The sequence below is a fragment of the Mesorhizobium sp. M0184 genome (genome assembly GCF_040322215.1).
Classification (GTDB): Bacteria; Pseudomonadota; Alphaproteobacteria; order Rhizobiales; family Rhizobiaceae; genus Mesorhizobium.
Window position 1 is genome coordinate 68,373 of the sequence record NZ_JAMYSZ010000017.1, and the last position, 26,466, is coordinate 94,838.

Sequence of the window (26,466 nt, forward strand, 5' to 3'; positions counted from 1 at the left end):
ATTGATGACTGACAAAACGACCCGCGACCGGCCATTGGCCAGCCTGAACCGCCGTCGGCTGATCCAGGGCGGCGCCACTTTCGCTGCCGCCGGCCTCACAGGCTTCCCGTTCATCAACAGGATGGCCGTGCACGCTCAGGAAGCGCCGCTGAAATTCTGGCAGTTCTATGCGCCTGGGGGAGACGTGAAGCCGCAGGTCCAGTGGTTCGAGAAGCTGGTGGCCGACTGGAACGACGGCCACGACCAGAAGGTCGAGCTCGAATATGTCGTCAACAGCGAATACATCTCCGGTTCCAAGCTGGCAACGGCCTTCGCGTCGGGCGAGGGCCCTGACATCTTCCTCATCAGCCCCGGCGATTTCCTGCGTTATTACAATGGCGGCGTGCTTGCCGACCTGACGCCGCATATCGAGGATGCCGCCAAAGCCGATTTCCCGGAAAGCGTCATCGCCAACCGCATGGTGGACGGCAAGATCTACGGTGTGCCGATGGAAGTCGAGCCGATGGCCTTCTACTATTCGGTCAAAGCGTTCGAGGATGCAAAGCTCAACGAGAACGACGTGCCGAAGACCTGGGACGAGCTGTTGGCGGTCGCCAAAAAGCTGACGACGCCCAGTCGCTACGGCGTGCTGTTCGAAACGACTCCCGGCTATTACCAGAACTTCACCTGGTATCCGTTCCTGTGGCAGGGCGGCGGCGAATTCCAGGGCAAGGACGGCAAGAGCGCCTTCGATTCGCCGGCCACCGTCCAGGCGCTGAAACTCTGGCAGGATGCCATCAATACCGGCGTGGCGCCGCGTCAGGTGGTCGGCGGCGGCTTCGACATAGTCGCCAATCTCGGGGCAGGGCTGTGCGCCATGCAGAACTGCGGCATCTGGGGTATTTCGGCGATGGACAACAACGCCAAGGACGTGCCCTACGGCATCTTCAAATTGCCGACACCGGCCAATGGCAAATACGTCACCGTCGGCGGTGGCTGGGCCTTTGTCGCCAATGCCGGAGGCAAGAACCCGGATGCTTCCGCCCAGTTCTGCGCCTGGGCGCTGGCCTCAATGGATCCGGCATCGATCGACCGGGTCGTCAACTGGTGCACTGTCGCCAAGAGCGACATGCCGCCGCGCAACAGCGCGCTGAAGGCCGGCGCCGATGTCTTCAGCACCGGCAAGTTCGGCACCTTCGCCAAGGAGATCCATCCGGGGACGCGCGCCGAGCCACGGGTTCCGCCGGAGGCCTACAAGATCATCTCCGACGCCATCCAGTCGGCACAGCTTGGCGGGGTTGATGCCCAGCAGGCGGCAACGACGGCCAGTCAGCAACTCGATGCGTTCCTCGCTTCCTATTCCGGCGCGCCGATCCTTTAGGCCCTTTCCAGCATGGATCAGATGAAACCGCCAGCCGCGGGCGCGAATTCCGCCCGCGGCCTCACCGCCAAGCAAAGGGAGCGCTGCGCCGCATGGCTGTTCGTCCTGCCCGATGCGCTTGGCCTGCTGGTGTTCGTCGGCGTGCCGATGCTGCTGTCGCTCGCCGTCGGGTTCTTCGAGGTCAACGGCTTCGGCGGCTACAGGTTCGTCGGGTTCGGCAATTACAGGCGCATGTGGGGCGACCCGCTGTTCTGGTCGTCCGTGAAGGTGACGGTAGCTTATGCCGTCATGCTGGTGCCGGCGCTCTACGTCGCCGGACTGGGACTGGCGCTTCTGGTGCAGAAGACCAACCGCTTCAACGCGGTCATGCGCTCGATGTTCTTTGCGCCGCAGATGGTCAGCCTGGTCGTGGTGGCGCTCGTGTGGCAGCTCATGCTGGTCGAAAAGGTCGGCATCGTCAGCCGGCTGGCGCCGCTCGTCGGCCTCGGCGGAATTTCGCTGCTCGGCGATCCAAATCTGGCGCTGTTCACGCTGGTGCTGGTCAGCGTCTGGTTCCTGATGGGTTTCTACATGCTGATCTTCCTCGGCGGGCTCCAGGACATCCCGGCAGAGTACTACGAAGCCGCAAAGATCGACGGTGCCGGGCCGGTGACAAGCTTCTGGTACATTACTTTGCCCTTGCTCAAGCCGACCAGCTTCTTCGTCCTCCTGGTCTCGCTCGTCGCGACTGTCGCCGGCGGCCAGGTCTTCGACCTGATCTATGTGATGACCAAAGGCGGTCCGGTCAATTCGACCTCGGTGCTGATCATCTACATCTACAAGCAGGCATTCCAGTTCGGCGCGTTCGGCTATGCATCGGCAATGGCATCGCTGCTGGTGCTGGCACTGATGCTGGTCACGGTCTTCTTCTTCGTGCTGACGCGCAGCGGACGCTTCGAGCATGACTGACGGCCGAACTCCTTCCGGCCGTTCGCAGATACGAGCGGCGAGACTTGCCTGGATGCTGGCAACCGCCGCACTTGGCCTGATGACGGTATTCCCGCTTGTCTGGATGCTGGTCATCTCGCTCAAGCCGGCGAGCGACGTCTTCACGCCGAGCCTCATTCCGGAACGCCCGACGCTCGGCAATTTCCTCTATGTGCTGACCGAGGTGCCGTTCCTGCGCTATCTCTTCAATTCGTTCTTCGTGTCGGCGACGGTGACGGTCGCTGCGCTGTTCTTCCATTCGATGGCCGGCTATTCGCTCGCACGGCTGCGTTTTCCGGGCCGCGACATTCTGTTCCTCGCCATGTTCTCGACCTTCCTGGTGTCGCTGCCGGTCATCATCGTGCCGCTGTTCATTTTGACGCGGACGCTGCACATGTTGGACAGCTATGCCGGGCTCATCATTCCGGCGATCTTCAACGCGTTCGGCATCTTTCTGCTCAGGCAATACTACCTGTCGCTGCCCAGGGAGTTGGAAGAAGCGGCGATCATGGATGGCGCCGGCTACTGGCGCATCTATTGGAGCATCATCCTGCCGCTCAGCCGGCCGATCCTGTCGGCGCTGGCGATCCTGTTCTTCCTCGCCAACTGGAACGCTTTCCTGTGGCCGCTGACGATCACCTCCGACCTCGATCTCTGGGTGGTGCAGGTTGCGATAGCAAATTTCAAGAGCCAGTACGCCGCCGCCGCGAATTATGTCATGGCCGCCTCGACCATCGTCGCCGTGCCGATGCTGGTCCTTTTCGTGATCTTCCAGCGCCAAATCATGGAATCCATCAAGACAAGCGGCCTGAAATAACCGCTGAAGCAAGAGGAGAAACACATGGATAATGCCGGCCTGTCGCCGCTTCGCGGGCTCGCCAAATTGCGCGACGCCAAAACCCGCCGGTTCTCAAGCTACGACCGCACCGGCGGCAATGACGACCGGCTGCACATTGAACCCGGCCAGACGGTGGTGATTGCCGAGCATGACGGTGCCGGCATCGTCACGCATATCTGGGCGACGCTCGCCTGCGAGAGCGAGGCGTTCCTGCGCAAGATCGTATTGCGCGCCTATTGGGATGGTGAGGCACATCCGAGCATCGAAACGCCGATCGGCGATTTCTTCGGCATGGGCCATGCCCGCACGCGCAATTTTGCCAGCCTGCCGGTGCAGGCAAGTCCAGAGGATGGCAAGGCCTTCAACTGCTACTTTCCGATGCCGTTTGCCAGCCACATGCGCTTCACCGTCACCAATGAGGCTGAGGACGACCTGCTTTTCTATTACTATGTCGATCTCGAACTGCATGAGGAACTCGAGGAAGGCCTGGGTCGCTTCCACGCCCAATACAGGCAGCAGCGACCTGATGGCATAGACGAGACGGGGCTGGCCAACGAGCAGGTCCTGTTTGGTGGGGAAAACACCGACGGGAACGGCAACTACACCATCCTGGAGGCGGAAGGTCATGGCCACTATGTCGGCGTGCTCTATTCCGTCTATTCGCGGCGGCGTTCCGCACTATGGGACTGGTATGGCGAGGGCGACGACATGATCTTCGTCGATGGCGAGCCGGGCATTTCCGTGCCGGATACGGTGCGCAAGCCCGATCCGCGCATCGGACCGAAGGCCGAACTGATCGACGATCGCGGCGAGACCAGCCCCGGCACCAACGATGCCTGGCCGCCAACGCTGCACGGCACCGGCACCGAGGACTATTTCAACACGGCATGGTGCCCGACACAGGACTACAGCGCGCCCTATCACGGCATCATCGCCGCCGGCGGGCCGAACTGGACCGAGCCGGTTACACTCTATCGCTGGCACATAGAGGACCCGGTCATCTTCCACAAACGCATCCGGGTGACCATCGAGCACGGTCACGCCAATCGCCGCTCGGACGACATTTCGTCGGTCGCCTTCTGGTATCAGGCCGAACCGCACAAACCGTTCGGAGCGCTTGCCGATGTCGAGGACCGCATCCCCACCTATCGCGCGCCTTATCACAATTGGAATGCCGCCTTCGACGAGAAGAGGCGTTAGGCCGGGATGCGTTCGAATTGAACCGTGCATCCCGCGCTATCTGTGTCGGGGCACGACCGTGCCGCAGCGCGCCACCTCAGCTGCGAGGTGGAAGTTGCTGGACAGACCAGGTGTTGCCGTCGGGATCCTCAAAGAAGACAAATCTGCCCCAGGGAAAATCCTTGATATCGCTGACCTCGATACCTTGAGCGGCCAGGTACCGGTGAGCCTCATCGATATCGGGCACGACGAGTTGCAGGCCCCTTATGGATCCCGGGGGGCTGTCGACGAGGCCCTTGCCCATGGCAATCGAACAGGCCGAACCGGGCGGCGTCAATTGCACGAAACGTATCTCGTCGCTTACGGTGTGGTCGTGATCGAGATGAAAGCCGACCTTCCCAACATAAAAGGCAATTGCTCTATCGACGTCCGATACGGGGACCGGGACCAGTTCCAGCTTCCAATCCATGACAGCCCTTTCGCAGCTTGATCGCCAAGTGGTGCCGAACACCGTGGGCGCTATCCCGCCATCTTCCCAATGCCATTGTCGGCGCGGGCCGCTCAGTCAGTCAAGAGATACCCGGGCTCGGGCAACGTGAGGACTGGTCTCATTGCTGAGACGGCGTTCGGAACCGATGAGCACAAGCTCAGTTAGGCGGAGGACAACCACCTTTCGGATCAGCAAGGCCGACTTTAATGATCGGAACGCAGGCGCCGAATACAACTGTGGGAAGGTTAAACGGGCGTCGTTGACGCGCGAAGGGATTTCTTGGAAGCGACGCTCGCCGAAGCTGGCGAGATCGTCGGACGGCGAAGCCGAAGCGCAATTATGCCGTGAATGCCTACGATTCGGCCTGCCTTCTCCTTGCCGCGATCAAAGACGCCAGCACTGTATCCAAGGGATATCCGAGCCGGCGCGACGTTCTGGCGGCGGTGCGCGATATCCGTTTCAGGGGAATCGCCTATCGCGAGCCGGTGCGGTGGGATGAAAAGGGCGACAATCTGGCCGCTGTGACTGCACTCAACGGGGTGGAAAACGGCCGCTTCCGACAGATCGCCGAAATCCAGCAGAAGCAGAGTGTCGAGCAGACCTGACGCCGACAGGCTCTCCGACCGAACCGGTTTCCGCCGCTTTGCCAGGACGATTTTCACAGGATCACGAAACAATAATCTCCGGTCGCCGTTTCGCCCGCAGAACCTTTCGAGGAGGCGACGATGAGCGCAACCGGCTTGGACGTTTTTGACAAAACGCTGCAAATAACAAACATCTGGCTTGACGAGATCATGGCGGATCTTGGTCCGGATCGACACGTGGCCTGGCATACATTGGGCGCCGTTCTGCGAACCCTTCGCGACAGGCTGCAGATCGGACTGGCGGCCAAATTGGGAGCGGAACTGCCGCTGCTCGTGCGCGGCGCCTACTATGATCGCTATCGGCCCGCCGACATGCCCGACAAGACACGCTCGCTCGAGAAGTTCCTGCAACACATCGCCGATGAATTGAAATCGACCCGTCCTGTCGATCCCGAGGATGCGGCACGCTCAGTGCTGCGTGTGCTTGCACGGCATATCGACCTTGGCCAGTCGGCAAAGGTGCGGGATGCGCTGCCAAAGGAAATCCAGGTCCTCTGGCCTGAAAGCGTGGGCGTCAAATAGCGGCGATCCTGCTCATGCGGACGCGCGACGGACCAACTGCCACGAAACGCTGAAAAGGGTAGGTATTGCGCCCGGTGTTGCCGAGATCAATGAGATCAGATGATCGGCAAGATGGTCGTAGTGGGCAGTTTTGGGGCCGATTGTCGTCAATGCCGGATGACTGAATTCGCCCTCGTCGATATTGCCGCAGCCGATGACTGCAATGTCGCCGGGCACGGAGAGGCCGGCCTCCTCGAATGCGTGCAGGGCGGTCACGGCGGCAAGATCGGATTCGACGAAAAGCGCGGTCGGCCGATCCTTGCGGGCGGCCAGCGCCGTAGCATTGGCAAACGCAGCCTTGCGCGCCTCTGCACCGCCGATCACCAGGTCGTCTCGCAGCGGAAGGCCGCGTGCTTGCAGGAAGCTGCGATAGGCGGCGAGACGGCTCCCGTCCACAGCTTGCTCATGCACCATATAGGCGATGCAGCGATGGCCGGCTCGGTAGAGGTAGTCGAGTGCCTCGAAGACGGCCCTGCCGGTATGCTGGCGCACAACCGAGAAGCCTGCCGGCTCGATGGTCGGATGGAAGATCACCGCTGGCCGGCCCGCGGCCGCCAGGCGCGCGGCCAAGACCATCACCTCGGGCTCGGAGAGATGCTGCCAGTCGGCGATAATGCCGTCTGCCAGCCCGCTCTCGATTTCCCTCCCGATCCGGTCGGTTCGCTCGAAGGTGTCTCCCGCGGTGATAATTGTCGAAAATCCCCTCAGCGCTGCTGCAGATTGGATATCCTGCGCGATCCGGTCGCTGAACGGCACGCCGAGACGAGGCAGTACAAGGCAGATTCGCTCGGCCTGCTGGCGGCGCAGCTGCCGCGCGGTGCGGTTTTGCACGTAGTTGAGCTCAGCGACGGCCTCGAGGATGCGCTGCCGCGCCTCCTTGCCGACGAACTTCAGGCGCGTGCTGTCGCCGCTGAGCAGGTACGACACGGCAGCGGTCGATACATTGGCGCGCCGGGCGACATCGGCCATGGTCGGCGCCTTTCTGCGATCGGAACTTCTCTCGTGCATTGTTGGATCCGCTGCGCGACGTGACATGATCAGCTGTCGCTCAGCCGGATTTCATTCCAGCTTCCATGTCCGGCGGCAAGGATCTCGGGCCTTGCCTCGCCGGCCTCCTCCATCAGGGCAACGATGCGGCCTCGCAGCCATGCACGCGTCTCTGCGTGATCGGGCGAAGCTATGAGATTGGTTAGCTCGTTCGGATCGCCATCGAGGTCGTAGAGCCTCGCCTCGACATAGAAATCGCTGCCGGAATCCCGCCAGCCGTCTTTTCCCGGCGCCTCGACCTCATATTTCCACCGTCTGGTGCGCAACGCGCGGCCGACATGGTGCTCGCTGATTTGAATGAATATCTCGTCGCGCGGCGGTCGTTCGCCCTGCAGTGCGTCGAGCAGCGAGACGCCCTGCATCGAATTGGGCACTTTCAGGCCGGCCGCGGCGAGCAGGGTCGGCGCGAGATCGACGAGGCTGACCAGGCCTTCATATATGCCGATGCGCTGGAAGCCGGGGCCGTGGAATAGCGTCGGCACGCGGATCGACGCCTCATGACAGGAACGCTTGTATTCGTTGTTGCGGGTCTTGAAGTGACATCCGTGGTCGGAGGTGAAGAGGATGATCGTGTCGTCAAGCCGGCCAAGGCTGTAGAGCGCCTCGATCAGCCGTCCAAACGCCTCGTCGAGGCGTGCGACCATGCCCAGATAGCCGGGGAAATGTTCCGCTGTCGTGCCGCCAAGTGCGGCGAGATCGCCGGGAATGGCGAGCTTCTTGCGGATCCTGTCCTCGTATCCGAGCGGGGCAGGGTAGTTGTCCGTCTGGTTCTGGTGATGCGGCTCGAGGAAGGACAGGAATAGAAAGAACGGCTCGTCTTCCCTCGATGCGACATAGCGGATTGCAGCGTCGGTTAGGGCATCGACGCGGTATCCCGACAGCTTCACCGCCTTGCCGTCATTGTCGTGGACGACGGTGTCGAAGGGGCCGGAAGTGAACTCCAGGATGTTGGAGGCCAGCCAGTAGCGATACCCGCCGCGTTCTTCCTGGGTGACCGGCTCGGCGGACCCCAGGTGCCACTTGCCGATGTAGGCGGTGTCATAACCTGCCGCGACGAAATGATGCGCGAGCGTGCGCTCGCTCTTAGGCAGTGGGATATCGTTACGGTAGCAGCCGGTCGTAGTCGGGTACCGCCCCGTCTGAAAGACGGAGCGGGCGGGGCCGCAAACGGGCTGGCATGTAAACGAATTCGCCAAGAACGTGCCGGTCCCGGCGAGGCGGTCGAAATTTGGCGTAAGCTCGAGCGGATTGCCATGGACGCCAACGGTGTCCCAACGCTGCTGGTCGGTGAAGAAGACGATCACGTTCGGTCGGCGGGACGTCATAGGGTGCAATGCCTCCGAATGGTCATTTCATGCCTGCCAGCATCACGCTGCGGACGAAGTAGCGCTGCGTAAAGAGGAACAGCAGCAGGCTCGGGATGAAGAGAATGATCCCGCCCGTCGCCGTCAGGTTCCACTGGGTGAAGAATTCCTGGTTGAAAAGCGTCAGTCCCGTCGTGATCGGCCGCATTTCGGTGGTGTTGACGGCGACCAGCGGCCAGAGGAATTCGTTCCACTGGAACACGAAGGTGAGGAGGGCCAGCGTCGCCAGTGCCGGACGGACCTGCGGCAGCACGATGCGCCAGTAAAGGCCGAGTTCCGAGCAGCCGTCCATCCGTGCAGCGTCAAGCAACTCGTCGGGAATCGGACGGATGAACTGCCGCATCAGGAAGATTCCGTAGGCGCTCATGGCGAATGGAAGGATAAGGCCCTGATAGGTGTTGAGCCATCCCATCCGCGCGGTGAGCACATAGAGCGGGATCATGCGGATGAAGAATGGGATCATCAGCGTCGACAGCACCGCGACAAACATGACGCGCTTACCGGCGAATTCCATTTTCGCGAAGACGTAGCCGATCAACGGATCGAAGATCAGATGGAGGAAGGTAATCCCGCCGGCGATGATGAAGCTGTTGAGCGTGAAACGCGCGAACGGCGCCTTTTGCCAGATGTCGATGTAATTCGTGAATTGCCACGACTCGGGGATCAGAATCGGAATGCCGCTGAAGACGTCGGCATCGCTCTGCAGCGACAGCGAAAGCATGTAAAGGAACGGAAAGATCGACAGCGCCACGCAGAAGAGCAGCAGTAGGTAGGACGGGAGCGTTTTTGCGAATGTCATGCCAATCTCAATAGGTGGTTTCGCGGTTGAGCAGGCGGAACTGAACGAAGGTGATGGCCAGGATCAGCAGGAACATCAGGAAAGACAGCGCCGAGGCGTAGCCGATGTTGAGCTCGAAGAAGGCTGCCTCGAACACGTGCAGGCTGAAGAACCGCGTCGCGTCGGCCGGTCCGCCCTTGGTTATCAGGTAGGCCGGCGCCAGCTCCTGTAGCTGGCTGATCGTGCTGACGACCGCGATGAACAGCGTGGTCGGCGTCAACAACGGCCAGGTCAGATAGCGGAATTGCTGCGTCGGCGTGGCGCCGTCGATGGATGCGGCATCGTAGAAGTCGGACGGGATCGACTGCAACGCGGAGAGGTAGATCAGCATGGCATAGCCGACATCCTTCCACACCGTGATGGCGATGAGGGTCGGCAGCGCGGTCGAGGTGTCGCCGAGCCAATTCTGGGTCGGCAGCCCAAGCTCGGCAAGGAAGCTGTTCAAGATGCCAGTGTAGGGATCGAGAATTGCCTGCCACGTCAACGCGACGATCACGAAGGAGGTGATGTAGGGAAAGAAGATGATTGCGCGGATCAGAGTGCGCCCCGGGATCGGCCGGTTGAGCACGACCGCCAGTCCGAGGCCAATGGCGATGCTGGCCGCGGTGACGCCTATCGCGAAGGCCAGCGTCACGAAGAGCGACTGCCGAACGCGCGCGTCGCCGAGGGCAGCAACGTAGTTGTCCAGTCCGGCGAATCGGCTCTCGCCGATCAGCGGCTGGCCGCTGTACAGGCTCGCCCAAAACTCCAGTCCTATCGGATAGAAGAAATAGACCGAGAAATAGAGGATTGCTGGCGACAGCAGCAGGTAAGCGAGAAGCGTTTGTCTGGTGCGCCGGCTGAAGCGGGCAGCTCGCCGGGTCGGCATCGCGCCGACGCGAATGTCCGTATCGGCCGTATCGGTGCTGCCGCTGATAAACATCGGCCTAGTTGTTGGCCAGGATGACGTTGGCCTCGGCCGCGAATTTCGGCATAATCTCGGCTGCTGGCTTCTGATTGTAGATGATATCCTCGAGCGCACTTTGCAGAAGCTTCTCGATTCGCGCGTGCTTGCCGGTGAGGCGCAGCTCGGCGGTGACGTCTTGCGCGTAAGGCAGGCATTTGCTGAAGCTGCCGATGACCGGATCGGCCTGAACCTCGGCGTTTTCGGCCCAGGATTTGCGCGGCATCGTCATGCCCGCTTCCTTGGTAGCCGCCAGTTCCGTGTCGAGCGCGACGAGCCGCTTCAACAACTCCCAGGCCTCCTTCGGGTGCTTGGCGTCCTTAGGGATCATCACGCTGACGCCGCCCGCGAACGTCGCCTGCACCTTGTGCTTGAGTGATGGCGCAACCGCCCAGTTGAGCTTCGGGTTGCCCGAGCGGATCGGCTTCACGTCCCACGGACCGGTTATGATCATTGCGACCCGGTTGGCCGTGAACAGCTTTTGCGGACCCTCATAGTCAGCACCCGCCGCCGGCTTGGTCGCTGCTTTTTCCTTGTGGATCAGGTCGGCGAGGAACTGGATCGCTTCGATCGCCTCAGGACTGTCGAGATTGACCTTGTTTGTCTTGGGATCGTAATAGCTTACGCCGTTCTGCAGCAGCCACGACGAATAATATCCGATGCTGGGGTTGGGAGCGAAGCCGAAGCGGGCGCCGGTCGTCGTCGCCTTGGCAACCTTCAGGAACTCCTCCCAGGTCGCAGGCGGCGCGTCGAAGCCCGCCTGCTTAAGCATATCGACGTTGTACACGAGGGTGGCGCAGGTGAGGTGGATCTGGACGCCATAGTACTGGTCGCCGAGTTTGTTGCGCTCGACGGAATAGGCTTGCCAGTCGTCGGGATAGCCGATCGCCTTGCCGTCTTGTTCGATGAAGTCGTTCAGCGGCCGCAGCAGATTCCGCTGGCCGAATTCCTGCACCCAGCCGCCGGGTTCGGCGACGAGATCGGGCGGACTCTTCGCCGCAAAATCCGCCACCAGCTTGGTGCGCATATCCGGCCACTGGAATTTCTCCCACTGCACCGACCATCCGGGATGATCGGCCTCGAACTTTGCTATTGCATCGGCATAAGCTTGATAGGCGTGGCCGGCGTTCCAATAGAGCGTCAAGGTCTCGGCATGGGCCGCAGTCGCGGTCGTCAGGGCCACGCCCAAAACCATGCCGTGCAGGAATCCGACTGACTTGTAGCGGCTCATCTTGGTCGCCTCCCAGGTTTGCCACCCGCCTTCCTCACAATGGATGGTGTCATATTATTCGATTAATATACCCGCTATACCGCAGTTTTTGTCAAGCTCCGACTGTAATGCAGTGCATAGTTCTGGCCGAACTCGGGCGGAGCTATTTACAGCGCGCGATGGCGCAGTTGCTTCCGGTACCCGGTATGGACGATCGCGGCCTAACCTGGAAAGATTGTGAAACCGCCATCGACTCGGATTACCTGCCCGTTGATGAAGCGCGCGCGCGGACCGGCGAGGAAGGCCACCGCTTCGGCGATCTCTTCAGGCTCCGCATACCGGTTCAGCGATTTCTTGCTCGAATCCATGCGCTGCGGATCGACCACGCGGCTCGCCTGGAACCGTGCCGTCTTGGTGGCGCCGGGGCTCACCGCATTGACGCGTACGCCATCGTCGATCAGTTCCTTGGCGAGGCAGCGCGTATAATGGACGACAGCCGCCTTGAGCGTCGAGTAGACCACCTCGGGCGAGCATCCGATATGCGCTGCCGCCGAGGCGATGTTGATCACCGAGCCTGAGCCACGCTTGACCATCGGCGGAACGAACGCCTGGCAGACCAGCATCGTGCCGATGAGGTTGTTCTCGGTTAGAACCTTGATGTCTTCGTAGTCGATGTCCAGTGCGTTGTTGGGATTGGGCTTTACGCCCTTGGCGCCGATGTCGCCGCCGGCGCAGTTTACCAAGACGTGCACGTCGCCGAGCTCCGCTTCGATCTTCCTCTTCATTTCCGCGACAGCTTGCTTGTCGCCGATGTTGCCGGTAACCGCGGTGATGCGCGTCCCATGCTTCTCCAAGCCCCTGGCAGAGTCGCCGAGGTCCGCGAATTCGCCATATTGAGATGGCCGGGCCCAATCGAGGTCGTGGACCGCGACGTTTGCGCCAAGTTCGGCCAAGCGGTCGGCCATCACGCGGCCGAGGCCGCGTCCCGAGCCGGTGACGAAGGCGGTCAGGCCGCTGAGTTCTCGGGCAGTCATGCTGATTTCTCCATTGCAATGAAATCGAATTTCATCATGTTGGCGGCGCTGCGCCGGATCATGTCGAGCTCGTACGAAACGAGCGCACCGTCATCATCGCGCTCCCATGGCGTGCGGTAGTCGGCGTCGTCCGCAAGGCGGTTCAGGCGCGCAGCACTCAGGCAGGCCGCGAATTCGCGGGCGGTCTTCGGCGCATATCCGTTCCACCAGTCGTCGGTGAGACAGCGAACGTGACGGGCCTCCAGCGCGCCTGGCTCAAGCACCGCCGTCAGCGTGTCGTGGTGCTCGCCAAGGAGGGCTGCCAGTTCGGCGAAAGGCACGGCGCCGTCGCCGATCGCGCAGCGGACCAGGCGGTAGCCCTCATCCGTGAACTGGACGCGATAGTCCTTGAGGTGAACGTGGCGGACATGGGGCGCGATCCGGCGCGTGAAGGCAAGCGGCGCCTCGCCGACAGGAAAGGTGTTGCCGGTGTCGTAGGTGATGCCGACACCCGGCCCGCCGAGTTCGCAGAACGCAACCAGTTCGTCGCTGCCGAAGTCCTGATGGTTCTCGATGCCGAGCACGCGTCCCTCGGCCGCCGCACGCGGCCCCCATTCCGTCAAGGCAGCGCGAATCGTTGCGTTGAACTCGCTCCATTTCGGACCCCACGCATTGCGGTCGCCGCACAGGACAGGCGTCAGTGCAATACGGATCGTCGTCGCCTCGAGCAGGCGCGCAGCCCGAAAGGCGTTGTCCAGCGGACCTGCCACTAGAAGTCCGCCGCTCACCACCGGGACGGTGTCCAGCGCGGCAAGACGCCTGCGCAGGGCGACGATTTCGGCGTCAGTCAAGTCGGTCAACCACGGTTCGTAGATCTCGAGCGTGCGTGCGCCCAGTTCCTGCGCCAGCGTGATGAAGCCTTCCAGCCCCACGCCGTCCGGATTGTGCCGCGGCGTGCCGCGGCCCTGCAGGCCGAGATAGTAGGTCAGTCCGTAAGGGTTGAGGCCGAGACGAAACATCAGCTTGGCGGTTCCAATGGAGAGCGGAGAGGCGTCACTAGCGCAGACCGGCATCGACGGTTATGGACTGTTTGGTGATCATGCGGCTGTCGTCGGCCGCCAGGAAGAGCACGGTGCGTGCAATCTCCTCGCCCAGCAGGACGCGGCGGATCAATTGCCGCTGCACCGTCTGGTCGACTGCCTCCTGCGTCTTGAACCACAGCTCGCGCTGCCGCTCGGTCATGACGGCGCCGGGTTCGATCGCATTGACGCGGATGTTATCCGGTCCGAACGACCGCGCCAACGCACGCGTCAGCGCCACCACGGCCCCTTTGGCGGTGGCATAGGCCACCATCTGGTCCGCTCCGAACCGCCAGGCAATGGAGGAGAAGTTTATGATCGAGCCGAAGCCGAGTTCCTTCATATGCGGATGCACTGCCTGCGCGGCGAAGAAGTGATGCCTCAGATTGACGTCGAAGCTGCGGTCCCAATAGTCGGTCGTTACCGCGTCGATGGGATGGCGCTGATCATTGGCTGCGTTATTCACCAGGACGGCGACCGGACCAAGCCGCGCGCGCACGCCTGCTACCGACGCCTTTAGCGCATCGACGTCGGTCACATCGCAATGGAGATATAACGGAGCCTGCCCGGCGGCACCAGCGAGCTCGCGCACCAACGCCTCCGCTGGTTCGTCCTGCACATCGAGAAAGGCTATCCGGGCGCCGTTCGCCACGAAGGCGCGGACCATATCGGCGCCAATGCCGGAGGCGCCGCCGGAGATCAGCACGACCCGATCGGTCAAGCTCGGATAAGTCGCGAATTGTACGGACATCAAACTACAGAAGCGCCTTGGTTGTTGGATCGAACAGACAGGCGCGCGACATGTCGATGCCGAGCGTTATCGTCTCGCCCATGACGGGAGCGTCATCCGGCTCGAAACGGCCGGTGATCTCCAGGTCACCCAGCCTGAGCACGGCAAGCGTCTCGGCCCCGGTAGGCTCGACCAATTCGACCGGCGCCTGCATGGACGCCACAGCAGGTTTGCGCGACTTCAGATCGGTCGTGAAACGGTAGATGTGTTCCGGCCGGATACCGAGCACGACGTCCTTTGGCGCACCGGCGGGCATCGGCGCGGCAAGGGCGAGGCTGGCGTCGCTGCCGTCAGCGGCGCGTACCGAGATGCTGGTCGAGCCCGTAAGCCGGGCGGGAATGAAATTCATCGCCGGCGATCCCATGAAACCGGCAACGAACATGTTGGTCGGCCGGTCGTAGATCCGCTTCGGCGTGTCGAACTGCTGTACTGAGCCCTGGTTCATCACCGCAATGCGGGATGCAAGCGTCATCGCCTCGACCTGATCGTGGGTGACATACACCGTGGTCTTGCCGACGCGATGGTGAAGCTTCTTGATTTCGGTACGCATGTCGACGCGCAGCTTGGCGTCGAGGTTGGACAAGGGCTCGTCGAACAAAAACAGCTTCGGGTCGCGCACGAGGGCACGCCCCATCGCAACGCGCTGCCGCTGGCCCCCCGAGAGCTGGCCGGGCTTGCGTTTAAGCAGCTGTTCGATCTGCAGGAGTGCGGCAACCCGCTGGACAGCTTCCGCCTGCGCCGCTTTTGGCACGCCGCGGCTCTCCATGCCGAAGGTGATGTTCTGGCGCACCGTCATGGTGGGATAGAGGGCGTATGACTGGAACACCATCGCAATATCGCGGTCCTTGGGTTGCACCGAGTTCACCAGCCGGTCGCCGATCCATATCTCGCCCGACGTGACGGTTTCCAGTCCGGCGATCATGGCGAGCAAGGTTGACTTGCCGCAACCCGACGGGCCGACAAGGGCGACGAATTCTCCGGTCTTAGCCTCGAGATCGATGCCGGCAAGAATCTCGAGCGAGCCGTAGCTCTTGTGAAGGTTGCGGATCATCAACGCGGACATGGGCGACGCCTCATTTTATGGCGCCCTGGGTGAGGCCGCGCACGAAGTATTTTCCACCAAACAGATAGATCAGCAGCGGAGGCAACGCGCCGATCAGCACGGCTGCGCTCATCACATCGTAAGCACGTGCGGTCGTGCCGCCGGCCGTGAGCGCGACCAACGCCGCCGTGATCGGCTGCTGCTGGCCCGATGTGAAGACGACGCCGAACAGATACTCGTTCCAGATGCCGGTGAACTGCCAGATGACAGTGACAATCAGGATGGGCGGCGACAGGGGCAGGATGATCTTGCGGAAGATCCGCCAGAAGCCGGCGCCGTCGATGCGTGCCGCCTTGATCAGGTCGTCCGGTATGCTGACGTAGAAATTGCGGCAGAACAGGGTGGTGAACGAGATGCCCTGGACGACGTGGATCAACACCAGCCCATATGTGGAATTGGTCAGGCCGAGCTTGCCGAGCAGGAACGCCCACGGCATCAGCGAAATCTGGCCGGGCATGAATACGCCGAGCAGCATCAGATTGAAGATCAGTTCGGAACCCCTGAAGCGCCATTTGGAGAGGATGTAGCCGTTCATGGCGCCGAGAATGGTCGAGATGATGGTGGCGGGGATCGTCATCGCCAGCGAGTTGAAGAAATTGCGCTTCATGCCCTCGCAGGTACCGCTGACGCAGTAGGATCCCCAGGCCTGCGCCCACGCATCGAACCGGAAGCTGCGCGGTACGGAGATGAGGCCGTTGCGGGCAATCTCCGACTGCTCGCGCAATGAGTTGAAGATCACCACCAGTAGCGGCACGAGATAGACGATCGCGAAAAGCGTCAGCACGGCATAGACAAGGAAGCGGCTCCAGAAATGCCGGCGCGTGGCCGCGGCAGCTTCCGGATCAAAGCCGGTCGGATTGGGGCGGGCCGGATCAAAGCTGGCATCGGGAGCAATTTCAGCCATTGCGGCCCTCCGCCCGCCGGCGCCAGACGATCCACAACGAGTAAGGCACCAGCACCACCGCGACTGCCGCGAGCATCATCATCGCCGCGGCGGCACCCTCGCCGATTTGGCCGCGCTGGAACATCAGATCGTAGACATAGATGGCGGGGAAGGTGGTGGACACACCTGGGCCGCCTCGCGTCAACGCCGCCACTAGGTCGAAGGTCTTGATGGCGAATTGTATCTGAATGACCGCCACCGCCAGGAATATCGGAGCGATGGTTGGCAGGATGACCCTCCGATAGGTCCGGAAAACCGACGCGCCGTCGATTTGCGCGGCTTTAACGAGATCCGGATCGACCGACCGCAGACCGGCCAGGAAAAGTGCCATCGCGAAGCCGGACGACTGCCAGATACCGGTTATGATCACCGCATAGATCGCAGTGTTGCGGTTGGCCGTCAGGGCGAAGCTGAAGTCGGTCCAGCCAAGCCCGCGAACGAAGGCCTGGATACCGTCGACAGGATTATAGAGCCAACTCCACACCGTTCCGGTGACGATGAAGGACACCGCCAACGGGTAGAGAAAGATGGTGCGCCAAGCCGCCTCGCCGCGGACGCGCTGGTCAATCGCGATCGCGAGCAACAGGCCAACGGCCATCGAGCCAACGATATAGAAGCCGCTGAACAGGAAGAGATTGGTATAGGCGATGTTCCAGCGCCGGTTTGCCCAGAGCGAAGCGTAATTGTCCAGGCCGACGAACCCATAGGTCGGCAACAGCGACGAATTGGACAGCGAGATGTAGAGCGTCCAGAGCGTGAAGACGAAAACATAGATGAAACTCGCCGCTATCGACGGCGCCAGCACCAGAATGGGCACTATCGTGCCCAGGCGCTCGCGCCACGGGCGGGCCGCGGCAGCTGCGGCTGGTACAATCAGATCATGGGTGGACATCGGGCTGCTCCGGCGAGGTCTGGCCGGGAGCTTCGCCCCCGGCCATCATCGGCAGCGTCACTTCTGCGCTTCGGCCGCATCCGCCATCGCATTGGCCGCGTCCTGCGCACTCATATCCGGCGTTGCTACAAACTCCGTGATGCTATCCATTATTGCGCCGCGGACTTTTTGCGGCACCGTCATGTTGTGCGCCATCGAACGCACGAGCGTGCCGGCGGCGATCGAGGCTTGCAGATCCTTTTGCGAGAGTTGCTGGCAGGGATTGAAGCCGTTCGAAAGATCGACGTCGAGGCGGGCCGGAATGGACCCTTTGGTCTGATTGAAAATGGTCTGGAATTCGGGCGACAGGATGATGCTGGCAAGCAGCTTCTGTCCCTCGATATAGTCCGGGTCCTTCTGCTTGAAGAACACGACCGAGTCTGAATTCAGGATGAAACCGGGCTTGCCCCAATCGGTCGGCGCCTGAGCGCAGACATAGTCGGTGCCCTCCTTGAAGCCGCCGGCCGTCAGCAGGCCGATCGTCCAGTCGCCCATGATGTGGAAGGCGGCCTCGCCGCGGCCGACGAGATGCGACATGGTATCCCAGTCACGCCCGTTCATGCCGGGGTCCATGTACTTCGAGGTCATGGTGCGAAACTGCTCGAAGGCCTTGACCATGCCGTCGCTGCGCATGGCATCGACGTCGCCCTCGACGAAAGCTTTCTTGTAGAGATCGAGGTCCTGACCGTACACGACCACTTCGAAGACGGTCGAGTCGGTCCAGTCGGCGGTCGAGTGCGAAATGCAGATCTTGCCGCTGGCCACGATCTTGTCGCAGGCGGCGTTGAATTCCGCCCATGTCTTCGGCATCTCGGTGACGCCCGCGTCCTTCATGACCTTCGGCGATGCCCACAGCCAGTTGATGCGGTGGATGTTCATCGGCGCGGCCACCCAATTCCCAGTCGGCTTCATCACCGGCAGCAATTCGGGAGCGACGACCTTCTCCCAATTTTCCGCCTTCGCCAGGTCGTCGAGATTGGCTGTCATGCCCGTCTCGTTCCATTCGGCGATCTCGGGGCCCTTTAGCTGCACAGCGGGAGGTGCGTTGCCGGCGATCACATCAGCACGCAGTTTGGCCAGGGTATTGGCCGTATGGCCTGCGATGGAGGTCTGCTGCCAGGAGCCACCCTTGGCGGTAAACATCTCGCCGAGCTTGGCGATAGCCTGGGCGTCCGATCCGGTGGCCCATTGATGCAAGAGGTTGGTCTTCGGCTCCGCGAGGGCTGTTCCGGTAATCAAGGTGAAGGCGGTAGCGGCCGCAAAGGCCGTCCTCAGGTATTTCATCGTTTCACTCCCATATGTGATGCACGGTTCGTATCGACCGCTTGTGGCCCGCGATTTGAGGTCGTGGCCGGTGAGATGCAGTAATCTCCGTTCTTTCCAAGATGACATATTTGGGCTATCAGTCAACGTCCTTTGTGCTCATCATGAACAAACCTTCGCTTAGAAATTGGCTGATCGACAGGCCATCCGCGTCGCCGGAGAGCCTGATCGTCCGATGCTTGCGCGAGCGCGGCGTGCTTTCTGCGTCGCAAATTACCCGCATTACCGGTTTGGCGCGGTCGACGGTTTCGACCGCGCTCAATGGCTTGAGAAAATCTGGGATGGTGATCGAATCCTCGGCCCATCATGACGCGGCCAGGGGTATCGGCAGGCCTGCCACGACATTGACGCTCAATCCTGCTGCGGGCACCTGCGTCGGCATCCATCTGGGCCTCGACGAGATGCGGTGCGTCGTCGCCGACGTCTCGCATTCTTTCGTTGCCGAACAAACTATCCCCATGGGTCTGGACTACCAGCCACAGCAGGCGGCCCAGCTCGCCAAGTCAGTAATTGCCCGATGCTACGAAGAGAACGGTCTGCCGATGGCGGGGCTCCTGGGGGTTGGGGTCTCCGTCTCGGGCCCAGTCAGCCGCGAAGGAGTGGTGCTGCGCGCGAGTATCGTTCCGACCTGGGCCGGGGTCAACATCCGCGATGTGTTCGGGCCGGTCCTCGAACAGCCGATCTTCGCCGACAATGAGAGCAACTGCTCGGCCATTGCCGAGCTGATGTGGGGTGCGGCCGTCGGCCAGGACGATTTTGTGCTGTTCAAGGTCGATCTGGGCGTCGGCGGGGCCATTGTCCAGCACGGTCGGCTGGTGAGCGGCATCGCTGGCGGCGCCGGCGAATTCGGGCACATTAGCATCGATCCCGGCGGCGACCTTTGCCGGTGCGGCAATCGAGGATGCCTGGAGCTCTATGCCAGCTTTGCCCGACCGCTCGAGCAGATTTCGCGCATCGTGCGGCGGCCGGTCACGATGGACGACGTGATCATGATGGCCGAGCAGGGCGACGTGAGGGCGCTGCGGATGGTCGAGGACACCGCCGAGTTCGCCGGCCGTGGCCTTGGCCTGATCGGTTCGGTTCTCAATCCGCCGCTCATCATCATCGGCGGCCGCATGGCCTTGGCGGGCGACATTCTCCTGGCGCCACTGATCGCATCATATGAACGCCACACGCTCATCAAGTCCCGCGATGTGGCGCCTGCGCTGCGCACGCGGATAATCGTTGGCAAGCACACGGAGAACGATGCATTGCTCGGCGCGGTCGGCCTCGTGCTGCGCCACAACAGCCGGCTTCAGTGACCCGGCTTGCTTCGGGTGGCGCTCTGATTTTGCGAGCTGCTCGCCGAAGCAGCGGAACTGATGTTTGCCTACGCGACACGCACCGTGCGCTGCCTCGGCTTGATCGCGGTGGCGAGCAGCAGGCCGGCGATGATGAAGGCGGCGCCGGCGAGATCGTAGTCGTGCAAGCTTTCGCCAAGGACCAGATAAGCGAGAACGGCGACGAAGGCGGTCTGGAGATAGAGCAGCATGCTGGCGCGCCCCGCACCAAGCGTCTCGACGCTACGGTTGTAGAGATAGTACATCAGAGCGCCGCCGGGGCCGGCAACATAGGCGAGAGCCAGAAGGCCGTTCGCATGCAGCGCCGAACGATCCCCGGAAAACAGTTCCCAGAGATAGAAGGGCAGTGCCGCCAGCGCGCCGGCTCCCAGCAGCAGGACCACCATCGGCAGAAGCTCGATAGCGAATTTGGCGCGACGCAGCAGCACGGTGTAGAGGCCCCAACAAAACGCGCTGCCGACGATCCACAACTCGCCGGGATTGAACTGCAGCTGCATCAGCGCAGCAAGGTCGCCGCGCGCCACGATCACCACCATCCCGGCCAGAGCGACCAGCGCTCCAAGCGCTTTCCAGACACCGAGGGGCTCGCCGAGCACGAAGCGGGCAAGCACCATGGTCATGATCGGCGACAGCGCCATGATGATGCCGGCGGTTGTCGCGTTGGTGTAGTTGAGGCCCGTGTAGATCATGCCCTGACACAAGGTTAGCCCGATAGTGCCGATGACCAGCACCTCGATCACCCGGGATTGGATCAGCACGAGCATCGCCCCGTGATGACGATGGACGATAGGCAGCAGGATCGCGCACGCGAGCGTCAGTCGCCAGAAGCAGAGCGCCCAAGGCGGCATCTCGGGGGCAACCCACTTGGCGGCGATATAGACGCCGGCCGACAGGAGCCAGCAGAGCGTCGCGAGGGAATAGGCGAGCCGAAGTGATGCGCCGGGTGTCGCCTTCGCTACACTTGGATGTGCTATCGGCAGCGATTGGATATCCGTCTCCTCCCACCGCAGACTTTAGCAGATTTGCAGCGTCTTGCTAAGCAGCAACAACAGCTGTTTCACCAGCTGGTGCAATCGGTGGGTCATTGTGGGTCCCGCCGTTCACGGTCTCCTTCCATTCGAACGCATGTTGGCCCATGAGCAACTCGATACCGAAAAGCGCAAGCCGTACCGATTTCGCGCGATACGAATGTGAGATTCATATTGCGCGACAGATATTCGCGCGGTTGCCACAATCTTCTCGCGCCATATTTCTACCGAGCGCAGATCTGTCGCGAATTCCTGGCCCTCGGATCACGAGCGCCGCTGTTTCGAAGCAATTGGAAGAATAAGCCACTGACTTCCGTTTGCACAAAGAGCGCGACACAAATCGATGCGGAGGACGTCCGATGCATGCCGGCTTCCCAGGAAGCGTACTCGTAGCGGTGTTGGGCACCGTCATGGCGAGCTGCGCTGGCATTCCGGCGCAAAAAACCGGGGCAATAACCGGCTATGGCCCCAACCCCACTTTACCGAAACCAAGACCGACGCTGATCCCGACTGTTAACATCGCCGAGGCGAAAGGCTGGCAGAAAGAAGGTATGCCGACCCCGGCGAAGGGGCTGACAGTGAACGCCTTCGCCACCGGCCTCGACCATCCGCGCTGGCTACATGTGCTTCCGAACGGCGACGTGCTGGTTGTTGAAACCAATGCCCCTGCCAAGCATGACGAAGGCTTCAGTCTTAGAAAGGTCTTCATGGACCTGGCTATGAAGCGGGCCGGCGCCGCGACCAAAAGCGCCAACCGCATCACGCTCCTGCGCGACACCGATGGCGACGGCATTGCGGATGTGCGCACGACGTTCGCGGAAGGCCTCAATTCGCCCTTCGGCATGACCCTGTCCAAAGGCAAACTCTTTGTCGCGAATACCGACGCGCTCGTCGCTTTCCCCTACTCCAATGGCCAGACCCGAGTCAGCACGTCGCCGGAAAAGATCATCGACTTGCCGGCCGGGGACCTCAACCATCATTGGACCAAGGACGTGATCGCAACTCCGGATGGACGCAAGCTCTATGTCACCGTTGGTTCCAACAGCAACGTTGGAGAAAACGGCATAGCCGCGGAGAAGAACCGCGCCGCTGTCCTTGAAGTGGATCGGTCTACCCGCCGCACTCGGGTCTTCGCCTCGGGCCTGCGCAACCCGAACGGGCTCTCCTGGAATCCTGAGACTGGCCAGCTTTGGGTCGCCGTGAACGAGCGTGACGAGATTGGCGACGACCTTGTGCCGGATTACATGACCTCGGTTCGTGACGGCGCTTTCTACGGCTGGCCCTACAGCTACTACGGACAGAACGTCGACGAACGTGCCAAGCCGCAGCGCCCCGATCTCGTGGCGGCAGCGATCAAGCCCGATTACGCCCTGGGCTCTCATACCGCCTCGCTGGGACTGACCTTCTCCAAAGGCGCGCGGCTCGGTCCGGCCTACGGCAACGGCGCCTTCGTCGGCCAGCACGGCTCGTGGAATAGAAGCGTGCACAGCGGCTACAAGGTCATCTTCGTGCCGTTCCATGGTGGCAAACCGAGCGGTCCTCCGGAAGATGTGCTCACTGGCTTCATCGGGCGTAATGGCGAGGCGATGGGCCGGCCGGTCGGCGTCGCTATCGATCAGACTGGCGCACTGCTCGTCGCCGACGACGTCGGTAATGTCATCTGGCGGGTCCGCCGGGCGAATGGCCGTTGAGCGCAGGTGGCCTTTCTGATTCCGACCTCACCAGCCTTCGGCTACAGCGCCACGCCCGATATGGCTGCATTCGGCGGAGACGGATATCCTAAACAATTAGCTAGCAGCACGCCCGAAGATAGTCGTGTCAAGCATGCTTGCGCCCGCCTGCCTCGCGGAACCAGCTGTCAGGATAGGGATACCACCAGCCCTGAATCTCCGGTCTGTGGTCGATGATGACCATCTTCGAGCGGCGGAATGCATCCAGACCCTGGCGGCCGAGCTCGCGGCCGAGGCCCGAAGCCTTCCAGCCCCCGAACGGCAACGCGTCATTGTCTATCAGCGGATTGTTGACCCAGACCATGCCGGCCTCGAGCCGCTCCGCGGCCTCATGCGCTTCGGCAAGATCGGTGGTGAAGACCGAGGCGCCGAGACCGAAGGGGCTGTCGTTGGCAAGCTCTATCGCCTCGTTGAAATCCTTGACCCGGCAGATTGCGGCGACCGGCCCGAAACACTCTTCGCGCACGATTGCCATATCGGCGGTGATGCCGGTCAGGATGGTCGGCTCGTAGAACCAGCCTACATTATGTGCCGGCGGAATGCGTCCGCCGGTGATCGCTTTGGCACCGCTGCGGATCGCATCGTCGACCAGCCGGATGACCTTCGCACGCGCGGCCTCGCTGACCAGCGGTCCGATTTCGGTTTTGTCGAGGCCGTTGCCGATACGCAGCGCGCGCGTTTTCTCGGCAAACAGATCGACGAAGCGGTCGTGAACGGCATCAACCACGAAGAACCGTTCGGCCGAAGTGCAGACCTGGCCAGTGAGATGGAAGGCAGCCGTGACGCTGCCGGCAGCCGCCACGTCCAGTGGGGCGTGTTGGCTGATGATCAGGGGATCGCTGCCGCCGGCCTCGATGACGCAAGGCTTCATGCGCTCTGCACATGCGACGGCGACAGCCTTGCCGGCGGCGACCGAACCGGTGAAAGCAACCGCATGCGTGCGGTCCGAGGCGATCAGCGCCTGCGCCGTTGCTGCTCCGCCTGGCATGCAGGAAACCAGGCCCTCCGGCAGGGAGCGGAACACGGTCATATAATCCAGCGTCGACAATGTTGTCGCTTCGGCGGGCTTGATCACGCAGGCATTGCCGGCGGCAAGCGAGGCGGCGACGGTCCAGCACATCAACAGGATCGGAAAATTGTAAGGCATGATGTGCACCGACGTGCCGTAGGGCTCGTAGCAGGCATACTGGAACGAACCGGCCTGCGTCGTGCCGGCGATCTTGCCGGCGTCGTCACGCGCCATTTCGGCGTAATAGCGGAAGATCGGCGCGCAATTGGCGATCTCGCCGATCGCCTCCGGATAGGGTTTGCCCATCTCGTGCACCATCAGCTCGGCGCAGCGCGTGAAGTCGGCCGCTTCGATGGCGTTCGCGACGGCGTGCAGATGCCGGGCACGGCTCTTGGCGTCGAGCTTTTTCCAGGCCGTTTGCGCCTTGGTCGCTGCGGTGAGCACGGCGTCGATCTCGCCGTCGCTGGCTGCGGTGATCGCGCCGACGGTTTCGAGCGTCGCCGGATCGATCACCGGTTTTGCCGCACCGGTCATTGGCCGATAATCCGGATTGACGAAGAAGGTCGGCCGGTCAGGTGAAAAGTCCATTCTGTCCTCCCGTGTGCACGGAGCCTTTTTGAGAATTCACCCTGCCGAGACAGGCGGCGTGGTTTTCGAGAACCGAAGCGGAGCGGACATTAAAGTCCGTGAGCATCGGAAGCGGAGAAAACGGCGTCAGGTGTCCGGTAGGGTAGAATTATCGAGAAGGTTCAGCGGATCATGTAAACTTTCTTGATGGTCTCGTGGACGGTGCAGACGCCCTTCCAGTCCTGCGGAAAGAACGCTGCGGTGTCCGGTTCGATCTCTATCACCTCGCCGGATTCGTGGACATAGGTGCAGCGTCCCTCGAGGAAATGGCAGAACTCGTCGCGGGTGACGTGGCAGCGCCATTTGCCCGGCGTGCAGACCCACAGTCCGCATTCGGAGCGGCCCTCCGGCCCCTTGTGCAGCAGCTTGCCGGAAGTGTGGGATTCGCCCTCGATCAGGGTGGGGATGACGCCCCAGTCGACCAGGTCGGTGAGGGCGAGCGGCGATTTCATGATCGGTGTCGGCATGTCGGGAGCTCCAGTGGCCGGCTTTAGGCCAGCATGTAAACGTTGCGGATGGTCTCGTGGACGGTGCATTCGCCGGTCCAACCGGCCGGGAACATGACAACCGTGGCGGCGGATACCTCGATCACCTCGCCGTCGTCCGATCTGTAGGTCGCGCGGCCGGCAACGAAATGGCACAATTCGTCGCGCGGAATCGCCAGCCGCCAGCGACCGGGTGTGCAGACCCAGATGCCGGATTCCGGCTGGTTGTTCGGCCCCTTGTGCACCAGCCTGCCGGTGGAGTGCGAAGCGCCTTCCAGCGCGTCGGGCTGGGTGCCCCAGTCGACGAGGTCGGTGCGGGTCGAGGCTTGGTGGAGGTGTGGGGCTGAGATCACAGCAATTTCTCCAGCAAAGCAGCCGCTTTCTCCGGGCCGTTCTGCGACTGCATCTGGGCCGACGTCTTGGCCAGCTTGGCCTTGATTGCCGGGTCGGTCAGGCAGGTTTCGATCCTGGCGATGAGCTCGGCGTCGCTCCAGTCGTAGCGCGGCATGCCGAAGCCGTGGCCGGTCTCCTCGACCCGCGCCGCATTGTCGTGGCCGTCCCAGACGTAGGGCATGATGATCGCCGGCTTGCCGAAATACAGGCACTCAGTGAACGAGTTGTTGCCGCCATGATGGATCACCGCATCGACCTGCGGGATGACCGAGGGCTGCGGGAACCAGCTCTCGACGATGACGTTTTCGGGCACTTGCGCGTACTGCTCCTTGTAGCCGCCGACATTGACCAGCGCCCGGTAGCGCGTCTTGCCCAACGTTGCGACGATGCGCTTCAGCAGATCGACATCGCCGGCGCCAAGGCTGCCGAAGGAAACATAGAGCAGCGGCCCGTCATTATTCTTCGCAAAAACCGGCACGGTGTAGGGCTTCTCCTGCCGCACGCAGCCTTCCAGATATTGGAATTTTGCCGGGTCGAGCAGATAGCGGCGCTTGAACTTCGCCGCCTCGGGATAGAGCAGCAGATTGAGGTACGGCGAGGCCTCGAAGAACTGGCCGATCGGATACGGCGCTTCGTTGTTCGCTTTCAAAAACGCATTGAAGTCGTCATGGATCGGCTTGATGACGGCGTTGAAATGGTCGCGGTAACGCCGATGGCAGGCGTGGTCGTTCTCGCCGCAGCCGGACAGATGTGGCGGGATGTCCTCGTCCTCGATCTCGTTTTCCGAGCAGGAGATGACGCGCACCCAGGGCTTGCCATACTGCTTGATTGCCGAGAACAGGATGACGTTGTCGACGCAGATGACATCAGGCTTGATCGTCGCAAGCACGCCAGGCAGATCCTTCTCAGCCCATTTGGCGCTGTTGACGATCGCCGTCCAGCAATCCTTCACGTAATTGTCGACCTGGTCGTAGGGCGATTTGCGGAAGTTCGGGATGTGGCCGTTGATGAAGTCTTCCCAGAACTTGGCCATCTGTTCCGGCGGCATCGGCTCGGACAGGTTCACCGGATGAGCCTCGAAGCCGTAGCCCTTGTAGACGTCGACGAAACCGGGGTCCGACAGGAACACCGCTCTGTGGCCGCGCGCCTCGATCGCCTGGGCTATGCCGACGGAATTGAGCGCGGGGCCATAGGCGGCCTCCGGAAAGAACGCGATCGTCTTTTGCGCCATGA

Annotated in this window: 26 protein-coding genes; 8 read left to right on the forward strand and 18 right to left on the reverse strand. The window is 61.9% G+C overall.

The annotated features are described in order from the left end of the window. The first annotated feature begins 4 nt into the window (after nucleotides 1–4). Genes NKJ23_RS20830 through NKJ23_RS20845 form a run of 4 tightly spaced genes read left to right on the forward strand, consistent with a single transcriptional unit; the run spans nucleotide 5 to nucleotide 4,364 of the window. On the forward strand, nucleotides 5–1,360 hold the full coding sequence (locus NKJ23_RS20830) for an ABC transporter substrate-binding protein (RefSeq protein WP_352682008.1): 1,356 nt from the start codon (nucleotides 5–7) through the stop codon (nucleotides 1,358–1,360). A gap of 21 nt (nucleotides 1,361–1,381) precedes the next feature. Continuing rightward, on the forward strand, nucleotides 1,382–2,308 hold the full coding sequence (locus NKJ23_RS20835; RefSeq protein ID WP_352682010.1) for a carbohydrate ABC transporter permease: 927 nt from the start codon (nucleotides 1,382–1,384) through the stop codon (nucleotides 2,306–2,308). Continuing rightward, the gene (locus tag NKJ23_RS20840) at nucleotides 2,301–3,143 is read left to right on the forward strand and encodes a carbohydrate ABC transporter permease (RefSeq protein WP_352682012.1); all 843 of its coding nucleotides are present in this window, start codon (nucleotides 2,301–2,303) and stop codon (nucleotides 3,141–3,143) included. Before NKJ23_RS20835 ends, NKJ23_RS20840 begins: the two co-directional genes overlap by 8 nt. Before the next feature lie 24 nt (nucleotides 3,144–3,167). Further along, nucleotides 3,168–4,364, forward strand: a complete 1,197-nt coding sequence (locus tag NKJ23_RS20845) for a glycoside hydrolase family 172 protein (protein ID WP_352682014.1) — start codon at nucleotides 3,168–3,170, stop codon at nucleotides 4,362–4,364. Between the two features lie 76 nt (nucleotides 4,365–4,440). On the opposite strand, the gene NKJ23_RS20850 is transcribed toward NKJ23_RS20845, so the two are convergent. Continuing rightward, the gene (locus NKJ23_RS20850) at nucleotides 4,441–4,812 is read right to left on the reverse strand and encodes a VOC family protein (RefSeq protein ID WP_352615424.1); all 372 of its coding nucleotides are present in this window, start codon (nucleotides 4,810–4,812) and stop codon (nucleotides 4,441–4,443) included. A gap of 365 nt (nucleotides 4,813–5,177) precedes the next feature. Here NKJ23_RS20850 and NKJ23_RS20855 point away from each other — a divergent pair, with 365 nt between their 5' ends. Then, on the forward strand, nucleotides 5,178–5,438 hold the full coding sequence (locus NKJ23_RS20855) for a hypothetical protein (protein WP_352682016.1): 261 nt from the start codon (nucleotides 5,178–5,180) through the stop codon (nucleotides 5,436–5,438). Between the two features lie 120 nt (nucleotides 5,439–5,558). Further along, the gene (locus NKJ23_RS20860) at nucleotides 5,559–5,999 is read left to right on the forward strand and encodes a DUF2267 domain-containing protein (RefSeq protein WP_352448133.1); all 441 of its coding nucleotides are present in this window, start codon (nucleotides 5,559–5,561) and stop codon (nucleotides 5,997–5,999) included. Between the two features lie 12 nt (nucleotides 6,000–6,011). On the opposite strand, the gene NKJ23_RS20865 is transcribed toward NKJ23_RS20860, so the two are convergent. The 12 genes from NKJ23_RS20865 to NKJ23_RS20920 all read right to left on the reverse strand — a co-directional run bounded on the left by NKJ23_RS20865 (nucleotide 6,012) and on the right by NKJ23_RS20920 (nucleotide 18,582). Beyond that, entirely contained in the window at nucleotides 6,012–7,007 is a 996-nt protein-coding gene (locus NKJ23_RS20865) for a LacI family DNA-binding transcriptional regulator (protein ID WP_352682018.1), read from the reverse strand. Between the two features lie 68 nt (nucleotides 7,008–7,075). Continuing rightward, nucleotides 7,076–8,410 carry a sulfatase family protein gene (locus NKJ23_RS20870; protein WP_352682020.1) on the reverse strand — a complete coding sequence of 445 codons (1,335 nt, stop codon included), beginning with the start codon at nucleotides 8,408–8,410 and terminating at the stop codon, nucleotides 7,076–7,078. 22 nt (nucleotides 8,411–8,432) lie between these two features. Continuing rightward, nucleotides 8,433–9,248: a carbohydrate ABC transporter permease gene (locus tag NKJ23_RS20875; RefSeq protein ID WP_352682022.1), complete on the reverse strand. Its 816-nt coding sequence runs from the start codon at nucleotides 9,246–9,248 to the stop codon at nucleotides 8,433–8,435. A 7-nt stretch (nucleotides 9,249–9,255) separates the two neighbouring features. Continuing rightward, complete coding sequence (locus tag NKJ23_RS20880) at nucleotides 9,256–10,209, reverse strand: carbohydrate ABC transporter permease (RefSeq protein WP_352682024.1); 954 nt, start codon at nucleotides 10,207–10,209, stop codon at nucleotides 9,256–9,258. A gap of 4 nt (nucleotides 10,210–10,213) precedes the next feature. Further along, complete coding sequence (locus tag NKJ23_RS20885) at nucleotides 10,214–11,461, reverse strand: ABC transporter substrate-binding protein (RefSeq protein ID WP_352454143.1); 1,248 nt, start codon at nucleotides 11,459–11,461, stop codon at nucleotides 10,214–10,216. 200 nt (nucleotides 11,462–11,661) lie between these two features. After that, complete coding sequence (locus NKJ23_RS20890; RefSeq protein WP_352448128.1) at nucleotides 11,662–12,474, reverse strand: SDR family NAD(P)-dependent oxidoreductase; 813 nt, start codon at nucleotides 12,472–12,474, stop codon at nucleotides 11,662–11,664. Beyond that, nucleotides 12,471–13,472: a sugar phosphate isomerase/epimerase family protein gene (locus NKJ23_RS20895; protein ID WP_352682026.1), complete on the reverse strand. Its 1,002-nt coding sequence runs from the start codon at nucleotides 13,470–13,472 to the stop codon at nucleotides 12,471–12,473. Before NKJ23_RS20895 ends, NKJ23_RS20890 begins: the two co-directional genes overlap by 4 nt. Nucleotides 13,473–13,509: 37 nt before the next feature. Then, complete coding sequence (locus tag NKJ23_RS20900; RefSeq protein WP_352682028.1) at nucleotides 13,510–14,283, reverse strand: SDR family NAD(P)-dependent oxidoreductase; 774 nt, start codon at nucleotides 14,281–14,283, stop codon at nucleotides 13,510–13,512. 4 nt (nucleotides 14,284–14,287) lie between these two features. Then, nucleotides 14,288–15,385 carry an ABC transporter ATP-binding protein gene (locus NKJ23_RS20905; RefSeq protein ID WP_023675506.1) on the reverse strand — a complete coding sequence of 366 codons (1,098 nt, stop codon included), beginning with the start codon at nucleotides 15,383–15,385 and terminating at the stop codon, nucleotides 14,288–14,290. Between the two features lie 10 nt (nucleotides 15,386–15,395). Beyond that, nucleotides 15,396–16,328 carry a carbohydrate ABC transporter permease gene (locus NKJ23_RS20910; protein WP_023675507.1) on the reverse strand — a complete coding sequence of 311 codons (933 nt, stop codon included), beginning with the start codon at nucleotides 16,326–16,328 and terminating at the stop codon, nucleotides 15,396–15,398. Next, the gene (locus NKJ23_RS20915; RefSeq protein WP_352682030.1) at nucleotides 16,321–17,259 is read right to left on the reverse strand and encodes a carbohydrate ABC transporter permease; all 939 of its coding nucleotides are present in this window, start codon (nucleotides 17,257–17,259) and stop codon (nucleotides 16,321–16,323) included. Before NKJ23_RS20915 ends, NKJ23_RS20910 begins: the two co-directional genes overlap by 8 nt. 57 nt (nucleotides 17,260–17,316) lie before the next feature. Next, a complete protein-coding gene (locus NKJ23_RS20920; protein WP_352682032.1) occupies nucleotides 17,317–18,582 on the reverse strand; it encodes an ABC transporter substrate-binding protein in 1,266 nt (421 codons plus the stop codon). 143 nt (nucleotides 18,583–18,725) lie between these two features. Here NKJ23_RS20920 and NKJ23_RS20925 point away from each other — a divergent pair, with 143 nt between their 5' ends. Further along, nucleotides 18,726–19,922, forward strand: coding sequence for an ROK family transcriptional regulator (locus NKJ23_RS20925; RefSeq protein WP_352682034.1), 1,197 nt, complete (start codon nucleotides 18,726–18,728; stop codon nucleotides 19,920–19,922). Between the two features lie 68 nt (nucleotides 19,923–19,990). Here the strand turns inward: NKJ23_RS20925 and NKJ23_RS20930 are convergent, their stop codons facing one another. Continuing rightward, nucleotides 19,991–20,950, reverse strand: coding sequence for a DMT family transporter (locus tag NKJ23_RS20930; protein ID WP_352682097.1), 960 nt, complete (start codon nucleotides 20,948–20,950; stop codon nucleotides 19,991–19,993). A 398-nt stretch (nucleotides 20,951–21,348) separates the two neighbouring features. On the opposite strand from NKJ23_RS20930, the gene NKJ23_RS20935 reads away from it, so the two are divergent. Next, the gene (locus NKJ23_RS20935) at nucleotides 21,349–22,680 is read left to right on the forward strand and encodes a PQQ-dependent sugar dehydrogenase (protein ID WP_352682099.1); all 1,332 of its coding nucleotides are present in this window, start codon (nucleotides 21,349–21,351) and stop codon (nucleotides 22,678–22,680) included. Nucleotides 22,681–22,807: 127 nt separating this feature from the next. Here the strand turns inward: NKJ23_RS20935 and NKJ23_RS20940 are convergent, their stop codons facing one another. The 4 genes from NKJ23_RS20940 to NKJ23_RS20955 all read right to left on the reverse strand — a co-directional run bounded on the left by NKJ23_RS20940 (nucleotide 22,808) and on the right by NKJ23_RS20955 (nucleotide 26,464). Beyond that, nucleotides 22,808–24,316 (reverse strand): aldehyde dehydrogenase family protein, encoded by a 1,509-nt coding sequence (locus NKJ23_RS20940; protein ID WP_352682036.1) that lies wholly within the window; start codon nucleotides 24,314–24,316, stop codon nucleotides 22,808–22,810. 161 nt (nucleotides 24,317–24,477) lie between these two features. Further along, the gene (locus tag NKJ23_RS20945; protein WP_352682038.1) at nucleotides 24,478–24,822 is read right to left on the reverse strand and encodes a cupin domain-containing protein; all 345 of its coding nucleotides are present in this window, start codon (nucleotides 24,820–24,822) and stop codon (nucleotides 24,478–24,480) included. A 23-nt stretch (nucleotides 24,823–24,845) separates the two neighbouring features. Continuing rightward, nucleotides 24,846–25,193 (reverse strand): cupin domain-containing protein, encoded by a 348-nt coding sequence (locus NKJ23_RS20950; RefSeq protein WP_352682040.1) that lies wholly within the window; start codon nucleotides 25,191–25,193, stop codon nucleotides 24,846–24,848. Next, complete coding sequence (locus NKJ23_RS20955; protein ID WP_352682042.1) at nucleotides 25,190–26,464, reverse strand: glycosyltransferase; 1,275 nt, start codon at nucleotides 26,462–26,464, stop codon at nucleotides 25,190–25,192. Before NKJ23_RS20955 ends, NKJ23_RS20950 begins: the two co-directional genes overlap by 4 nt. Between the last annotated feature and the right edge of the window lie 2 nt (nucleotides 26,465–26,466).

Bases quoted from the DNA above. Each gene is read 5' to 3' on its own strand.
- NKJ23_RS20830 (WP_352682008.1), top strand. From the start codon at position 5: ATGACTGACAAAACGACCCGCGACCGGCCATTGGCCAGCCTGAACCGC.
- NKJ23_RS20835 (WP_352682010.1), top strand. From the start codon at position 1,382: ATGAAACCGCCAGCCGCGGGCGCGAATTCCGCCCGCGGCCTCACCGCC.
- NKJ23_RS20840 (WP_352682012.1), top strand. From the start codon at position 2,301: ATGACTGACGGCCGAACTCCTTCCGGCCGTTCGCAGATACGAGCGGCG.
- NKJ23_RS20845 (WP_352682014.1), top strand. From the start codon at position 3,168: ATGGATAATGCCGGCCTGTCGCCGCTTCGCGGGCTCGCCAAATTGCGC.
- NKJ23_RS20850 (WP_352615424.1), bottom strand. From the start codon at position 4,812: ATGGATTGGAAGCTGGAACTGGTCCCGGTCCCCGTATCGGACGTCGAT.
- NKJ23_RS20860 (WP_352448133.1), top strand. From the start codon at position 5,559: ATGAGCGCAACCGGCTTGGACGTTTTTGACAAAACGCTGCAAATAACA.
- NKJ23_RS20865 (WP_352682018.1), bottom strand. From the start codon at position 7,007: ATGGCCGATGTCGCCCGGCGCGCCAATGTATCGACCGCTGCCGTGTCG.
- NKJ23_RS20870 (WP_352682020.1), bottom strand. From the start codon at position 8,410: ATGACGTCCCGCCGACCGAACGTGATCGTCTTCTTCACCGACCAGCAG.
- NKJ23_RS20875 (WP_352682022.1), bottom strand. From the start codon at position 9,248: ATGACATTCGCAAAAACGCTCCCGTCCTACCTACTGCTGCTCTTCTGC.
- NKJ23_RS20880 (WP_352682024.1), bottom strand. From the start codon at position 10,209: ATGTTTATCAGCGGCAGCACCGATACGGCCGATACGGACATTCGCGTC.
- NKJ23_RS20885 (WP_352454143.1), bottom strand. From the start codon at position 11,461: ATGAGCCGCTACAAGTCAGTCGGATTCCTGCACGGCATGGTTTTGGGC.
- NKJ23_RS20890 (WP_352448128.1), bottom strand. From the start codon at position 12,474: ATGACTGCCCGAGAACTCAGCGGCCTGACCGCCTTCGTCACCGGCTCG.
- NKJ23_RS20895 (WP_352682026.1), bottom strand. From the start codon at position 13,472: ATGTTTCGTCTCGGCCTCAACCCTTACGGACTGACCTACTATCTCGGC.
- NKJ23_RS20900 (WP_352682028.1), bottom strand. From the start codon at position 14,283: ATGTCCGTACAATTCGCGACTTATCCGAGCTTGACCGATCGGGTCGTG.
- NKJ23_RS20905 (WP_023675506.1), bottom strand. From the start codon at position 15,385: ATGTCCGCGTTGATGATCCGCAACCTTCACAAGAGCTACGGCTCGCTC.
- NKJ23_RS20910 (WP_023675507.1), bottom strand. From the start codon at position 16,328: ATGGCTGAAATTGCTCCCGATGCCAGCTTTGATCCGGCCCGCCCCAAT.
- NKJ23_RS20915 (WP_352682030.1), bottom strand. From the start codon at position 17,259: ATGTCCACCCATGATCTGATTGTACCAGCCGCAGCTGCCGCGGCCCGC.
- NKJ23_RS20920 (WP_352682032.1), bottom strand. From the start codon at position 18,582: ATGAAATACCTGAGGACGGCCTTTGCGGCCGCTACCGCCTTCACCTTG.
- NKJ23_RS20925 (WP_352682034.1), top strand. From the start codon at position 18,726: ATGAACAAACCTTCGCTTAGAAATTGGCTGATCGACAGGCCATCCGCG.
- NKJ23_RS20935 (WP_352682099.1), top strand. From the start codon at position 21,349: ATGCATGCCGGCTTCCCAGGAAGCGTACTCGTAGCGGTGTTGGGCACC.
- NKJ23_RS20940 (WP_352682036.1), bottom strand. From the start codon at position 24,316: ATGGACTTTTCACCTGACCGGCCGACCTTCTTCGTCAATCCGGATTAT.
- NKJ23_RS20945 (WP_352682038.1), bottom strand. From the start codon at position 24,822: ATGCCGACACCGATCATGAAATCGCCGCTCGCCCTCACCGACCTGGTC.
- NKJ23_RS20955 (WP_352682042.1), bottom strand. From the start codon at position 26,464: ATGGCGCAAAAGACGATCGCGTTCTTTCCGGAGGCCGCCTATGGCCCC.